13 protein-coding genes and 1 other annotated feature are annotated in these 14,155 nt (G+C 68.3%); of the genes, 7 read left to right on the forward strand and 6 right to left on the reverse strand.

The annotated features are described in order from the left end of the window. Window positions 1–88: 88 nt before the first annotated feature. Window positions 89–1,570, reverse strand: a complete 1,482-nt coding sequence (locus tag AC1RSI_RS06475; protein ID WP_081836179.1) for a SulP family inorganic anion transporter — start codon at window positions 1,568–1,570, stop codon at window positions 89–91. Between the two features lie 58 nt (window positions 1,571–1,628). Continuing rightward, window positions 1,629–1,690, reverse strand: a sequence feature (sul1 is cis-regulatory element that is thought to sense ions involved in sulfur or methionine metabolism; They are found in Alphaproteobacteria). 45 nt (window positions 1,691–1,735) lie between these two features. After that, a complete protein-coding gene (locus tag AC1RSI_RS06480; RefSeq protein WP_035308273.1) occupies window positions 1,736–2,980 on the reverse strand; it encodes a dipeptidase in 1,245 nt (414 codons plus the stop codon). A gap of 144 nt (window positions 2,981–3,124) precedes the next feature. Between AC1RSI_RS06480 and hemF the strand changes: the two genes are divergently transcribed. Next, a complete protein-coding gene (hemF, locus tag AC1RSI_RS06485) occupies window positions 3,125–4,006 on the forward strand; it encodes an oxygen-dependent coproporphyrinogen oxidase (protein ID WP_154725533.1) in 882 nt (293 codons plus the stop codon). Continuing rightward, window positions 4,003–4,194: a hypothetical protein gene (locus AC1RSI_RS06490; protein WP_040349701.1), complete on the forward strand. Its 192-nt coding sequence runs from the start codon at window positions 4,003–4,005 to the stop codon at window positions 4,192–4,194. The genes hemF and AC1RSI_RS06490 overlap by 4 nt, the downstream gene beginning before the upstream one ends. A gap of 276 nt (window positions 4,195–4,470) precedes the next feature. On the opposite strand, the gene AC1RSI_RS06495 is transcribed toward AC1RSI_RS06490, so the two are convergent. Further along, window positions 4,471–5,346 (reverse strand): LysR family transcriptional regulator, encoded by an 876-nt coding sequence (locus AC1RSI_RS06495; protein WP_154725534.1) that lies wholly within the window; start codon window positions 5,344–5,346, stop codon window positions 4,471–4,473. A gap of 172 nt (window positions 5,347–5,518) precedes the next feature. Here AC1RSI_RS06495 and AC1RSI_RS06500 point away from each other — a divergent pair, with 172 nt between their 5' ends. After that, window positions 5,519–6,490 (forward strand): YeiH family protein, encoded by a 972-nt coding sequence (locus tag AC1RSI_RS06500; RefSeq protein ID WP_230307528.1) that lies wholly within the window; start codon window positions 5,519–5,521, stop codon window positions 6,488–6,490. 195 nt (window positions 6,491–6,685) lie between these two features. Here the strand turns inward: AC1RSI_RS06500 and AC1RSI_RS06505 are convergent, their stop codons facing one another. Together AC1RSI_RS06505 and rlmJ are read right to left on the reverse strand one after the other, a co-directional pair. After that, complete coding sequence (locus tag AC1RSI_RS06505; RefSeq protein WP_154725536.1) at window positions 6,686–7,417, reverse strand: glutamine amidotransferase-related protein; 732 nt, start codon at window positions 7,415–7,417, stop codon at window positions 6,686–6,688. A gap of 29 nt (window positions 7,418–7,446) precedes the next feature. Beyond that, window positions 7,447–8,262: a 23S rRNA (adenine(2030)-N(6))-methyltransferase RlmJ gene (gene rlmJ / locus AC1RSI_RS06510; protein ID WP_008262539.1), complete on the reverse strand. Its 816-nt coding sequence runs from the start codon at window positions 8,260–8,262 to the stop codon at window positions 7,447–7,449. 140 nt (window positions 8,263–8,402) lie between these two features. Here rlmJ and AC1RSI_RS06515 point away from each other — a divergent pair, with 140 nt between their 5' ends. Further along, window positions 8,403–9,425, forward strand: coding sequence for a DNA topoisomerase IB (locus tag AC1RSI_RS06515; protein ID WP_154725537.1), 1,023 nt, complete (start codon window positions 8,403–8,405; stop codon window positions 9,423–9,425). 3 nt (window positions 9,426–9,428) lie between these two features. Here the strand turns inward: AC1RSI_RS06515 and cysS are convergent, their stop codons facing one another. Beyond that, complete coding sequence (cysS, locus tag AC1RSI_RS06520) at window positions 9,429–10,838, reverse strand: cysteine--tRNA ligase (RefSeq protein WP_154725538.1); 1,410 nt, start codon at window positions 10,836–10,838, stop codon at window positions 9,429–9,431. A gap of 129 nt (window positions 10,839–10,967) precedes the next feature. On the opposite strand from cysS, the gene folE reads away from it, so the two are divergent. From folE to AC1RSI_RS06535, 3 genes are all read left to right on the forward strand, one after another. Continuing rightward, window positions 10,968–11,597, forward strand: a complete 630-nt coding sequence (gene folE / locus AC1RSI_RS06525; RefSeq protein WP_154725539.1) for a GTP cyclohydrolase I FolE — start codon at window positions 10,968–10,970, stop codon at window positions 11,595–11,597. Window positions 11,598–11,754: 157 nt separating this feature from the next. Further along, entirely contained in the window at window positions 11,755–12,189 is a 435-nt protein-coding gene (locus AC1RSI_RS06530) for a biopolymer transporter ExbD (RefSeq protein WP_035308258.1), read from the forward strand. A gap of 127 nt (window positions 12,190–12,316) precedes the next feature. After that, window positions 12,317–14,146: a gamma-glutamyltransferase family protein gene (locus tag AC1RSI_RS06535; RefSeq protein WP_447941443.1), complete on the forward strand. Its 1,830-nt coding sequence runs from the start codon at window positions 12,317–12,319 to the stop codon at window positions 14,144–14,146. Window positions 14,147–14,155: the final 9 nt, after the last annotated feature.

Consider the following 14,155-nt stretch of genomic DNA (forward strand, 5'->3'; position numbering starts at 1 on the left):
CTGAAAACGGCCCGTTCCGAACCTTCATTGGCTCCGGGGCGGGCCGTTTTGCATGACCTCGCAGACCCCTTGTTTCACAAGGCCGTCCTTAGTGAGCCGCCGCCGTCGGCAGGTGTTCCTTCTCGAACCGGCCTACCTGATCCACCAGGGTTCGGGCGGCCTGATTCATGCCGATGACCTCCACCTGGGCGCCCTGGCGGCGGTAGCGGAAAACGACCTTGTCCACGGCGGCGACGCCGGTCAGGTCCCACAGATGGGCGTCGGTCATGTCGATCTCGACGCGCTTGGGGTGGCCGTGGTGTTCGAAGCTGGCGGCGAACAGATCGGCTGAGGCGAAGAACAGCTGGCCGGTCACGCGGTAGCGCAGCACGCCCTCCTCCGGGGTCTCGATCTCGGTCACGGCGATGGTCTTGCCGACCTTGCGCATGAAGAAGACCGCCGAGAGCAGCACGCCCAGGATCACGCCCTTCGACAGGTCATGGGTGGCGACCACGGTGACGGTGGTGGCGATCATGACCACCGACGACTGGAACGGGGTCGAACGCAGCTTCAGCACCGAGCCCCAGTCGAAGGTGCCGATGGACACCATGATCATGACGGCGACCAGGGCCGCCATCGGGATCTGAGCGACCCAGTCGCGCAGCACCAGGATCAGGAACAGCAGGAACAGGCCGGCCCACAGGGTCGACAGCCGCCCGCGCGCGCCGGAGGTGACGTTGATGATCGACTGGCCGATCATGGCGCAGCCCGCCATGCCGCCGAACAGGGGCGACAGGATGTTGGCGATGCCCTGGCCGCGGGTTTCGCGGTCCTTGTCCGAGGGGGTGTCGGTGATGTCGTCCAGCAGATTGGCGGTCAGCAGGCTTTCCAGCAGACCGACGAAGGCCAGGGTCGCCGAGATCGGTGCGATGACGGCCAGGGTCTCCCAGGTCAGGGGCACGGCCGGCAGGTGGAACATCGGCAGGGTCGAAGGCATCTGGCCCATGTCGCCGACGGTGCGGACGTCCAGCCCGGTCATGATGACGAAGGCGCTGATCAGGACGATGGCGACCAGGGGCGAAGGCACCGCCCTGGTCAGGCGCGGGAAGCCGTATATGACGACCAGGGCGGCCCCGACCAGGGCGAAGGTCTGCCAGTTGGCGCCGATCAGCTCGGGCATCTGGGCCAGGAAGATCAGGATCGCCAGGGAGTTGACGAAGCCGGTCATCACGCTGCGGCTGACGAACCTGATGTAGCGGCCCAGCTTCAGCAGGCCGATGATGATCTGGAACACGCCGCACAGAATGGAGGCGGCGAACAGGTATTCCAGCCCGTGGTCGCGGACCAGACCGACCATCAGCAGGGCCATGGCCCCGGTGGCGGCCGAGATCATGGCCGGACGACCACCGACGAAGGCGATGGTCACGGCGATGACGACGCTGGCGTAGAGGCCGACGGCCGGATCGACGCCGGCGATGATGGAGAAGGCGATAGCCTCGGGGATCAGGGCCAGGGCGACGACGGTCCCCGCCAGCAGGTCGCGGCGAGGGTTGGCGAGCCATTGCTGGCGCGCGGAGGCGATAAGGGACATGTGGGGTTCATCTGGGGTCTGCCGCCGACCTGGCGCGCGGCCATGATCGTATGCGGCGGGTTTCCCGGCGGATCGGCGGCCGGGATAGCCACCCGACGCTTCAAACAGGCCGGGTCCAGGGTGAGGCGCGCCTGATGCCCGGTCCCGGCCCGAAAGGCAAGCCGCCTATCCGGCGGTCGGCTTGGCCAGCGACGGTCGCTCGGACGCCTTGGCGGCGGCGGCGGCTTCGACGGCGCGCATGACGCGCAGCAGGTTCTCGCCGGCGATCTTGCGGATGTCGGCCTCGGTCCAGCCGGCGTCCATCAGGGCGGCGAGGATGCGGGGATAGGCGTCCACCCCGGTCATGCCCTCGGGCAGGCTGCCGATGCCGTCGAAGTCTGCGCCCAGGCCGACGTGGTCGATCCCCGCGACCTGACGCACATGCTGGATATGGGCGACGACGTCGGCCAGGGTCGCCTCCGGCGTCGGATGGGCGGCGGACCAGGCGGTCAGCCCGGCCTCGACGGCGGTCGGATCGCCGGGGTTCAGGGTCCTCAGCCGCGCCTCCTCGCCCGCGCGGTCGGCGTTCCAGGCGCGGACCCGTTCGGAGACGAAGCCGGGGGCCAGATTGATCATCACGATCCCCCCGTCCTCAGGCATCATCCGCAGCACCCGGTCGGGCACATTGCGGGGATGGGCCGTGATCGCCCGCGCCGAGGAGTGGGAGAAGATGACCGGGGCGTCGGACACCCGCATGGCGTCCAGCATGGTGTCCTCCGAGACGTGGCTGAGATCCACCATCATGCCCAGGCGGTTCATCTCGCGCACCACGTCCTCGCCGAAGGGGCTGAGCCCGCCCCATTTGGGGGCGTCGGTCGCGCTGTCGGCCCAGGTGGTGGTCTTGGAGTGGGTCAGGGTCATGTAGCGGGCGCCGGCGCGGTGGAACTCGCGCAGCAGGGCCAGGGAGTCGTCGATGGAATAGCCGCCCTCCATGCCGATCAGACTGGCGATCCGGCCCGAGGCGAAGACGGCGTCGACCTGGTCCGCCGTGGTCGCCAGACCGAAGACGTCGGGGTGGGCGGCGATGATCCGCTTGGCCGTGTCGATCTGTTCGAAGGTCTCTTCGACCGCTTCCAGCGGGGTCAGGCTGGCGGGGACGTAGACGGACCAGAACTGGCCGCCGACGCCGCCGGCGCGCAGGCGGGCGATGTCGGTGTGAAGCCGGGTCGTCGCCTCGAGATCGGTCGTCAGATCAACGGCGTAGACGTCGTTTCCGTACTGCTGGCGCAAGGCCCAGGGCAGGTCGTTGTGGCCGTCGATCAGGGGGGTGGTCTTCAGGATCTCCAGCACGCGGGCCTCGCCGGCGGATTGGGCGTTTGCGGCGGTGGCGAAGGCGGCGACGGCGACGCCGGCCAGCAGATGACGGATCATGATGCGACTCCCTGATGTTGCGACGCACACTGACAGACGGAGAGGGTCAGGCAACCCCTCATCCGAGCCCTTCGGGCCCACCTTCTCACGCAAGGAGAAGGAAGAGGTTTCCCGGCGGGGCAGCGAGCGTCTAGGAGAGACGGCATGAGCGACGCCGCCTTTTCCGATCCGCTCGACCTGAAGAAGGTCGAGACCCGCGCCTGGTTCGAGCATCTGCGCGACCGTATCCATGCGGCCTTCGAGGCGCTGGAGGATGCGGCGCCCGACGATCTGTTTCCGGGGGAGCCGGGGCGGTTCGTGCGGACGGCCTGGGACCGCAAGGACGGCGGCGGGGGCGTCATGGGGATGATGCACGGCCGGCTGTTCGAGAAGGTCGGGGTCCATGTCTCGACCGTCCACGGGTCGTTTCCGGCCGACTACGCCAAGACGGTGCCGGGGGCGGCGGAGGATCCGCGCTTCTTCGCCACCGGGATCAGCCTGATCTGCCATCCGGTCAGCCCCCGGGTTCCGGCGGTGCACATGAACACCCGCTTCATCGCCACGACCCGGAGCTGGTTCGGCGGCGGAGGCGATCTGACGCCGGTGCTGGACGCGGATCGGCGCCAGGACCACCCGGACACCCTGGCCTTCCACGCGGCGATGAAGGCGGCCTGCGACGCCCATGATCCCGACTGGCACGCCAAGTACAAGGCCTGGTGCGACGAGTATTTCTTCCTGCCGCATCGGCAGGAGCCGCGCGGGACCGGCGGCATCTTCTATGACCACCACGACAGCGGCGACCACGACCGCGACTTCGCCTTCACCCGCGACGTGGGCCTGGCCTTCCTGGACGTCTATCCGAAGATCGTGGCCGGGCGGATGGGCGAGGCCTGGACGCCGGAGGAGCGCGAGGAGCAGTTGGTGCGGCGCGGGCGCTATGTGGAGTTCAACCTGCTGTACGACCGTGGCACCATGTTCGGCCTCAAGACCGGCGGCAACGTCGATTCGATCCTCAGCTCCATGCCCCCGGTGGTGAAATGGCCGTGAAGTCCCCCCTTGCGAAGATCCTGCTGCGCCCCCTGGCCACCTCGGTCCTGTTTGCGGTGCTGTACGGGATCTATCTGACCCTGTCGCACCAGCCGCAGATCCCGCTGACCCTGTTCGTTGTGATCGGCTTCTATTTCGCAGCCTCGCTGCTGCTGGAGCGGTTCGTGTTTCCCCGGTTCGGACTCTGATCGAAAAAAAAGACAGTCTAGATCGTCTAAATCGTCTGAATTCGGCGGCCCGCCCGCCCTTGAAACCGCGTCCCCGAATTGCACTGCGCCGGCGAAAACCGGTGCGATGCGCAAAAGCGTGCAGTTTGGCGGCGTGTTTTCCGTTCGACTGTCAAAGACCTGGCGGCCAGTCTAACCGCGCCCGGAAGGGCGATGGGTCGATTGTGGGGATTTCATTGAAAGCCCTTAGAATTCAGAATGCGGTGGAGCGGGATTAGGGGCGCATCCCCCGTCGGCTCATTCCATGGCGGCGACAAAAGCGTCGCCCGCCTTGCTGCGATAGCGTTCGCGATGCCGCAACAGGCGGAACGGGCGTTCCGGCAGGCTGAAGGCGGCGGTGACCAGACGGCCGGCGGCGACCGATCCATAGGCCACGCTTTCGGACAGGGCCGTGGCCCCCGCCCCCGCCTCGGCCGCCGCCAGCACCGCCTCGTTCGACGGCAGGGTCATGGCGATGGAAAGGGCGGCGGGGTCCACGTCCGCGTTTCGCAGCGCCGCCTCCAGGGTCGAGCGGGTGCCGGATCCCGCCTCGCGCAGGACCCAGGCCTGGGTCGCCAGGGTCTGGGCCTCCAATCTGCGCAGTCCGGCCCAGGGATGGTCGGGCGTGACCAGAACCGCCAGCCGGTCCGAGCCCACCACCGTCTGATCCAGCAAGGGCTGGTCGATCTCGCCCTCGACCAGACCCAGTTCGGCCGCGCCGCTCAACACCCCCTCGGCCACCTCGCGCGTATTGCCGATGGCCACGTCCAGTTCGACGCCGGGATGGGCCGCATGAAAGGCGGCCAGCCGGCGCGGCAGCCAGGCGCTGGCGATGGTCTGGCTGGCGAAGATGGTCAGGCGGCCGCGTCGCAGGGCGCTCATGTCCGCAAGCGCCGCCTCGGCCGCCGCTGCGCGGGCCAGCACGGCCCTGGCCTCGGGCAGGAAGGCCAGACCGGTCTGGTTCAGCACCACGCCCCGGCCGACCCGGTCGAACAGATAAACGTCGTGCTCGGCTTCCAGCGCCGCGATGGCGTTGGAGACCGCCGACTGGGTCAGGTTCAGCGCCCGCGCGGCGGCCGTCACATGCTGGCGCTCGGCCACGGCGACGAAGATGCGCAGGCGTTCCAGGGTCACGATCAATCTCCAAATCGGATTGAAACGACCATAACAATCCGTTGGACCGGGGTCGAGGGGCGGCGCATCAAGCGGAACCATGAAGTCCGCCGCCCCTGACGCCGTTTTGAGTCCTCCCCTGCCCCGCATGATACGGTTGGGCGCGTTCGGGCGCGCGGTGTGGCCCGGCCTGATGATAAGCTTGGTGGTCGCCCTGGCGGCGGTGGGCCTGGGTGGCCTGGAACGCGGGGCGGTCGGCAAGGTCTGGCTGGAGCCGCTGGTGCTGGCCATCCTGCTGGGCGCCGGCGTGCGGGCGGCCTGGACGCCGGACGTGCGGTTCAGGGCCGGGATCGATTTCAGCGCCAAGATCCTGCTGGAGGTCGCCGTGGTCCTGCTGGGCGCCTCGGTCAGCGCGGCGACCCTGTCGTCGCTGGGGCTGGGGTTCGTGGCGGGGGTCTTCGCCCTGGTCGCCGCCGCCATTCTGGCCGGGTTCGGGATCGGGCGTCTGCTGGGGCTGAACCCACGCATGGCCCTGCTGGTCGCGTGCGGCAACGCCATTTGCGGCAACTCCGCCATCGCCGCCGTGGCCCCGGTGATCGACGCCGATGGCGAGGAGGTCGCCGCCTCCATCGCCTTTACGGCCGTGCTGGGGGTGGTGGTGGTGCTGACCCTGCCGCTGCTGGGCGGGCTGATGGCGATGAGCGGCCTTCAATACGGCGCCCTGGCGGGGCTGACCGTCTACGCCGTGCCGCAAGTGCTGGCGGCCGCCGCCCCGTTCGGCGCCGTCGCGACCCAGACGGGGACGGTGATCAAGCTGGCGCGGGTGCTGATGCTGGGGCCGGTGATCCTGGTGCTGTCGCTGATCTTCCGGGATCGGGCGGAGGGGGCGAAGGGGCCGGGTCTGCACCGGCTGCTGCCGTGGTTCATCGTCGGCTTTCTGGCGATGGTCGCGCTGCGGAACCTGGAGCTGATCCCACAGGCGGCGCTTTCGCCGATGGCGGCGGCGTCGGGCCTGCTGACTGTGGCGGCCATGGCGGCGCTGGGGCTGCAAACCGACATCCGGGCCGTGGCGCGGGCCGGTGGGCGTGTGGTGGCGGCCGTGGTGTTGTCGCTGGCGGCCCTGGTGGGGCTGAGCCTGGGGCTGATCGCGGTGTTGGGGGTTTAGATCGCCTCCACTTTCGTCATCCTCCGGGCCGCGAAGCGGAACCGGGGGACCCAGCGGCGCGCGCGAGCGCGAACCTGTCGCGGACGAGGTGTTCAAACATCGAGCGGCGGACGCATCGCCTTCGGCGCCGCTGGGTCCCCCGATCTGCGCCGCGAAGCAGCGGCTTGTCGGAGGATGACGAAAGAAATGTAGAGGCTAGATCCCGCTGCCCTGCTCTTCCACGGGCGGCGGGGTGAGCAGCAGGAAGGCGCGGATCCAGGCGGTGAGGACGGCGCGGTCGTTGGGGCGTTTCAGGCTGTCGAGCGCGGCCTCGGCCAGGGGTTCGGGGATGCGCGAGCCGCGCCGGACCTCGACCAGGGCGGCGGCGTAGTCGGGCTGGAATTCCGGGTGACACTGGAAGGAGATCGCGTCCTGGCCCCAGGCCAGGCCGGCGTAGGGGGTGAAGCCGCTGGAGGCGATGACGCGGGCGTCGGGCGAGACGGCCACGACCTGATCCTGATGCGAGACGGGGATGGCGAGGGTGCGGGCGCGGGGGTGCATCCACGGCTCGGTCCCGTGCACGTCGTAGCGGTGCAGGCCGACGCCCCAGCCCTTGTCGGACTTCTCGACCGCGCCGCCGAAGGCGTGGGCCAGGACCTGGTGGCCGAAACAGATGCCGACGATACGGGTCCGGCCCCGCGCCGCACGCAGCCAGTCGATCAGCTGGGGAATCCACGGCAGGTCGTCATAGACGCCGGCGGCCGAGCCGGTGACGATCACGCCCTGAAAGGCGGCGGGGTCGGACGGCAGATGGCCGGACTGGACGTCGAACCGGGTGGTCGGGACGTTTTCGCCCAGCAGGGCGCGGAACCGGGCCGGATAGTCGTCGAAACTGTCCTTCAGGGCCTCGGGCGGATGGCCGGTTTCCAGAATGGCGATACGGGTCATGGCCCGACCATAGACAAGGGGCGCGCCGATCAGAAGGACCAGATTTCAGCCCGGCCGCCCGGATCGCCCAGACGGTTGGCGACCCAGCCGCACACCTGGCGCGCCGCGTCCTCGGCGCCAGGCGGCGGATTGACGACCACCAGGGCGCAGCCGTTCATCTTCATCGGATTGGTCAGGGGACGCAGGCGGGCCTCGGCGACCAGGGTCGGGCCGGCCTTGGGCTGCAGCCGGCGGATGAAGGCGTCGAAGGTCTCCAGATCCTTCAGCGGGGTCCAGACGGCGACGGTCGCGGCGGGGTCGCGGCGGACCACCGCCAGAGCGGTTTCGGCCGAGCGGACATAGTCGTCGGGCTTTTCGAACGGGGGATCGATCAGGATCAGGGGCGCCTTGACCCGCGCCGCCTCGGCCATGGCCAGGGCGTAGCCGTCGCCCTCGCGCGCCTCGGCGTTTGGGCGATCCGCGAGGGCCTGATCCAGCAGGGCGCGGACGGGCGGGTTCAGCTCATAGCCGACATAGGTTCCGCCCGCCCCGAGGGCGTCGGCGATCAGCAGGGGCGAGCCGGGATAGAAGCGGGCGCCGCCGTCGGGGTTCAGCGCCGCCACCCGATCCGCCAGGGCCTGCATCAGGGGCGGCAGGTCCGGGTCGGTCATCAGACGCGCGACTCCGGCCTCGGCCTCCTTGGACCGCACGGCGTCGCCGGACAGGTCATAAAGGCCGGCGCCGGCGTGGGTGTCGAGCACCGTCAGCGGGCCCGCCGCCGCGCGGGTCTTCACCAGCCACAGGACCAGGGCGTGTTTGACCAGGTCGGCGAAGTTTCCGGCGTGGAAGCTGTGGCGATAATTCATGCCGCCTCGTGTCGCGCCGGGCGCGCGGGGTCAAGGGGAAGCGGCGGCTGGAACCCGGCGACCCCACCCGGCGTTCGTTGCTGGTCTTGGGGCGGGTCTGGGGCAAGCCGCTGAAAGACCAATGAAAAGGAAGGCCGCTGATGGCGGACGGATCGCACGGCGTGGATATTGCGGTCGAGGTTCCGCAGGGGCTGAGCTGGTGCAGCGACGACAACCCCGGCCTGACCCGCCGCCGCGCCGGCAAGGGCTGGTCCTATCGCGACGCCAAGGATCAACCGGTCAAGGACGCGAAGGTTCTGGACCGTATCCGCGCCCTGGCCATTCCGCCCGCCTGGACCGACGTCTGGATCTGCCCCAAGGCCAACGGCCATATCCAGGCGACCGGGCGCGACGCGAAGGGGCGCAAACAGTACCGCTATCACGCCGGCTGGAGTTCGGCCCGGTCGGAGAACAAGTTCGACAAGCTGCCGGCCTTTTCGCGCGCCCTGCCCCGGCTGCGCGCCCAGGTGGAGCATGATCTGGGTCTGAGGGGGCCGGTGAAGGAGAAGGTGCTGGCGACCGCCGTGCGCCTATTGGAGATCACCCTGATCCGGGTCGGCAATGCGGCCTATGCGCGGGAGAACCGCAGCTATGGGCTGACCACCCTGAACAAGCGGCATCTGGAGGTGGACGGCGCGGCCCTGACGTTCGAGTTCCGGGGCAAGAGCGGCAAGGACCACCGGGTCAGCGTCCGCGACCGGCGGCTGGCGCGGGTGGTGCGGGCGCTGGAGGAACTGCCGGGCCAGCACCTTTTCAAATACCGCACGGCCGACGGGGAGCTGTGCCCCGTCACCTCGGACGATGTGAACGCCTATATCCGCGCGGCCATGGGCGACCAGTTCTCGGCCAAGGATTTCCGCACCTGGGCGGGCACGGTCTCGGCGGCGCGGGCCTTGCGCGAGATGGAGCCACCGACCTCGCCGACCGACGCGAAGCGAAAGATCACCGTCTGCGTCAAGGCGGTGGCGGGCCTGCTGGGCAATACGCCGACGGTGTGCCGGACCTCCTACGTCCATCCGAAGGTGATGGCGCTGTACGAGAGCGGCGAGCTGAAGACCGCCCTGCCGGGACCGGACGCCAAGGGGTTCGAGACGGCGCTGATCCGGCAGTTGGCCGCAGCCTGAGCGTCAGCCCTTCATCCGCCAGGTCGCGCCGTCGGGACCGTCCATGACGACGACGTTCAGTTCGTTCAGGCGGTCGCGGATGCGGTCGGCCTCGGGCCAGTCCTTGGCGGCGCGGGCGGCGGCGCGTTGCTCCAGTAGGGCCTCGACCTCGATACGCAGGGCGTCGGAGACGTCGCCTTCCAGCCAGGCGGCCGGGTCGGACTGAAGCACCCCCAGAATGGAAGCGCAGGCCATGAGGCGGGCGCGGGCCTGGGCCACGGCGTCCAGATCGCCCGCCGTCATGCCGCGCTCGATCTCGCTGGACAGGGCGAACAGGCTGGCCATGGCGCCGGGGGTGTTCAGGTCGTCCTCGATGGACTTCATGAAGTCGACGGGGGGATCGAGATCCAGAACCTCGACGCCGCCGGAGCGGTGCAGGGCGCCGTACAGGCGGTCCAGCGACTTCTTCGACTGGTCCAGCAGGCCCTGGTTCCAGTCCAGCGGCTGGCGGTAGTGGGCCGACAGAAGCGCCCAGCGGACGACCTCGCCCGGCATGGCCTGGACCAGGTCGTGCAGCAGCAGGACGTTGCCGATGGACTTGGACATCTTCTCGGCGTCCACGGTCAGGAAGCCGTTGTGCATCCAGTAGCGGGCGTATTCATCATGGGCCTGGTCGCCCTGGGCGTGGCCATGGGCGCAGACGCCCTGGGCGATCTCGTTCTCATGGTGAGGGAAGACCAGGTCGATGCCGCCGCCGTGGATGTCGATGGGCAGGCCCAGGGCCTGTTCGATCATGGCCGAGCATTCGATGTGCCAGCCGGGACGCCCCTCGCCCCAGGGCGACGGCCAGGACGGCTCGTCCGGCTTGGACGGTTTCCACAGGACGAAGTCGTGGGGGTTCTTCTTGTAGGGGGCGACCTCGACGCGGGCGCCGGCGATCATGTCGTCCAGGTTTCGGCCCGAGAGGGCGCCGTAGGACGGATAGGAGGAGACGTCGAACAGGACGTGCCCCTCAGCCGCATAGGCGCAGCCGGCGTCGACGATGGCCTGGATCTGGGCGACGATGGCCGGGATATAGTCGGTGACGTGGGGGGCGAGGTCTGGCGGCGAGACGTTCAGCAGGCCCATGTCGGCGAGATAGGCGGCCTCGTAGCGGGCGGTGACCTCGCCGATCGGCACGCCCTCGCGGGCGGCCTTCTGGTTGATCTTGTCGTCCACGTCGGTGACGTTGCGGGCGTAAAGGACCTTGTCCGCGCCATAGGTCCGGCGCAGCAGCCGCACCAGGACGTCGAACACCACCGGCGGGCGCGCGTTGCCGATATGGGCGTAGTCATAGACCGTCGGGCCGCAGACATAGAGGGTCACCCGGTTCGGATCGCGCGGTTCGAACAGGCGCTTTTCACGGTGCAGGGTGTCGTGGATGTGCAGCGGCATAAGATAGGTGGACTTCGTTTTCTTGCAGGACGGAGGGTCCGTCCCATATAGCGGCCTGATATACAGTCCCGACGGATTGTAGAAGCTATACCGGGCGGCTCCGACCGCCCCGGCCGGAAAATCGAGTTCATGAGCGTCATCCCCGCCAAGCCCGTCCTCGTCAGCGACGAAACCGCCACGGTTCAGGAGTCTGGCCGCCCGTCGCGCGAGCAGGCGCTGGAGGCCGTGCGCACCCTGATCGCCTGGGCCGGGGACAATCCGGACCGTCCGGGCCTGATCGACACGCCCAAGCGGGTGGTCGACGCTTACGGCGAATGGTTCGACGGCTATGAGGCCGACGCGGCCAAGGAGCTGTCGCGCACCTTCGAGGACGTGACCGGCTATGACGACATGGTCATCCTGCGCGAGATCGAGGTGGAAAGCCATTGCGAGCACCACCTGGCCCCCTTCCTGGGCAAGGCCTATGTCGCCTATCTGCCCGGCGAGAAGGTTGTCGGCATCTCGAAGCTGGCGCGGGTGGTGGAGATCTTCGCCCGACGTCTGCAGAATCAGGAAACCCTGACCAACGACATCATCGAGGCCATCGAATCGCACCTGCAGCCCAAGGGCGTCGCGGTGATGATCGACGCCGCGCACCAGTGCATGACCACGCGCGGGGTGCATCACCGGCATGTTTCGACCGTCACCACCCGGTTCACCGGCGCCTTCAAGTCCGATCCGGCCCTGATGGACCGTTTCCTGAAGCTGGCGAAGGCGTAAAGCCTCGCCTGTCGCGGGTAATTGACGTTCCGGAACGCCGGATCGTTTAGAACCGCTTTACAAGCGCGCATCGGGACGCCAAGAACCGAACAAGCTCTCGGGCGATCCATAGGGAAATGTCGGCGCGGATCGCGGCCGGCGGTAACGGAGATTAGGCATGGCTGCGAAGATCGGCGGTTCCGGTGGGGACAAGCACACGATCGAACAGACGGCGGATATCAACATCACGCCGTTCATCGACATTCTGCTGGTGCTGATGATCATCTTCATGGTCGCCGCGCCCATGGCGACCGTGTCGATCCGCCTCGACCTGCCGCCGGCGCAGCCGCCCACCAATCCGACCGAGGAAAAGGAACCGGTGTACATCACCATCCAGGAAAACGGTCAGCTGTTCCTGTCGGACAAGCAGACCTCGATCGACAACCTGGCCGCCGACGTCTGCACCGCCTTGGGCGGCGGTTCCTGCCAGGAAGAGCGCGTCTTCGTGCGCGCCCAGCCGGAAGTGAAATACTCGCAGTTCATGGAAGTCATGAACAAGATGCAGGAGAACGGCTTCTTCAAGGTCGGCCTGCTGAACGAAGACATCGAATAGGACCGAGGTTCTATCCAAAATCAGGGCCGCGTTCCGAAAGGGACGCGGCCTTTTTCTTTGCGGCAAGGCTTGCTCCCGCGCACGCTGACCGCCTTGATGCCAAATCGGCTGTTCGAGGAGTCCGCCCATGCGTCGTCGCACCTTCCTGTCCGCCCTGCCTGCCGGAGCCCTGGCGGCGACGGCCGTCCAGGCGCGACAGTCGTCTCCGACCGCCAAGCCGACCGAGGCGGCCCCCGCCCCTGCCCGTCCCGCCGATCCCTACGCCGGGGTCGGCATCGGCGACCGGGTCACGGGACCGAAAATCATGGGCCGCTCGACCGTCTGGGGCGCGAACGGTGCGGCGGCGACGGCGCACCCGGCGGCCAGCCTGATCGGCATCGACACCCTGAGGCGCGGCGGATCGGCCATCGACGCGGCCATCGCCATCAATGCGGCCCTGGGCTTCCTGGAGCCGGTGGCCAACGGCATCGGCGGCGACGCCTATTGCCTGCTGTGGGACCCGAAACAGAAGACGGTGGTCGGGCTGAACGGGTCCGGCGCCAGTCCGCGGGGCCTCAGCCTGGAAACCGCGCGGTCCAAGGCCATCGAAGGCTATCTGCCGCGTTATGGGGCGGTGACGGTGAATGTGCCCGGCACGGTGGACGCCTGGTGGAGCGCGCACCAACGCTATGGCAAGCTGCCGTGGAAGGATGTCCTGCTGCCGGTCGCCGAGCTGTGCGAACAGGGCGCGCCCGTGCCCCAGGTCATCGCCTACTACCTGGAACGCAATATGGCGGTCTTCGACCGGGGCGTGATCCCCATTGAGGAGAACGACAATAGGAAGCGCATCTGGGCCGCCGGCGGGGCGACGCCCAAGGTGGGGGAGGTCTTCGCCAACCCCTATCTGGGCCGGACCCTGCGGATGATCGCCGAGGGCCGGCGCGACGCCTTCTATGACGGCCCCATCGCCGACAGCATCGAGGCCTATTTCAAGCGGATCGGCGGCTGGATGACCCGCGCCGACATGGCCGCCCACCGCACCGAATGGGTCGAGCCGATCCAGACCAATTATCGCGGCGTGGACGTCTTCGGCCTGGGCCCCAACACCCAGGGCCTGTCGACCAACCAGATCCTGAACATCTGCGAACAGTTCGACCTGAAATCCATGGGCTTCCAGTCCGCCGCCTCGCTGCACGTCCAGGCCGAGGCCAAGCGGCTGGCGTTCGAGGACCGGGCGCGCTGGTTCGCCGACGACCGATTCTCCAAGACCCCGGTCGAATGGCTGAACTCCAAGGCCTATGCCGCCGAACGGGCCAGGCTGATCCGGCCGGACCGGGTGATGGACCGCGTCATGCCCGGCGACGCCCCGCACCATGGCGACACCACCTATTTCAGCGTCGCCGACAGCGACGGGATGATGGTCAGCTGGATCCAGTCCAACTATCGCGGCATGGGCTCGGGCCTGGCGCCGGACAATGGGTCGGAACCGCTGGGCTTCATGTTCCAGGACCGGGGCGAGCTGTTCGCCCTGAGCGACGGCCATCCCAACGTCTATGCGCCCGGCAAGCGGCCGTTCCAGACCATTATCCCCGGTTTCGCGGTCAAGGACGGCGAGCCCTGGATGGCCTTCGGCGTCATGGGCGGCGCCATGCAGCCCCAGGGCCAGGCCCAGATCATCATCAACATGGTCGATTATGGGCTTGAACCCCAGGCGGCGGGGGATGCGCCGCGCTGGCAACACTATGGCTCGTCCGAACCGACCGGCCAGGCGCAGGAGGGGACCGGGGTGCTGCACCTGGAGAGCGGCGTGCCCGAGGCGACCAAGGCGCAGTTGCGAGCGATGGGCTGGACCCTGGGCGAGCCGGACGGCGGGTTCGGCGGCTATCAGAACATCATGAAGCAGATGAACCCCGGCGGACGCTGGACCTATGGCGCGGCGACCGAGATGCGCAAGGACGGGATCGCCATCGCCTATTGAGGGCGGGGA

It is taken from the genome of Brevundimonas sp. GW821-FHT10E09 (assembly GCF_058809375.1).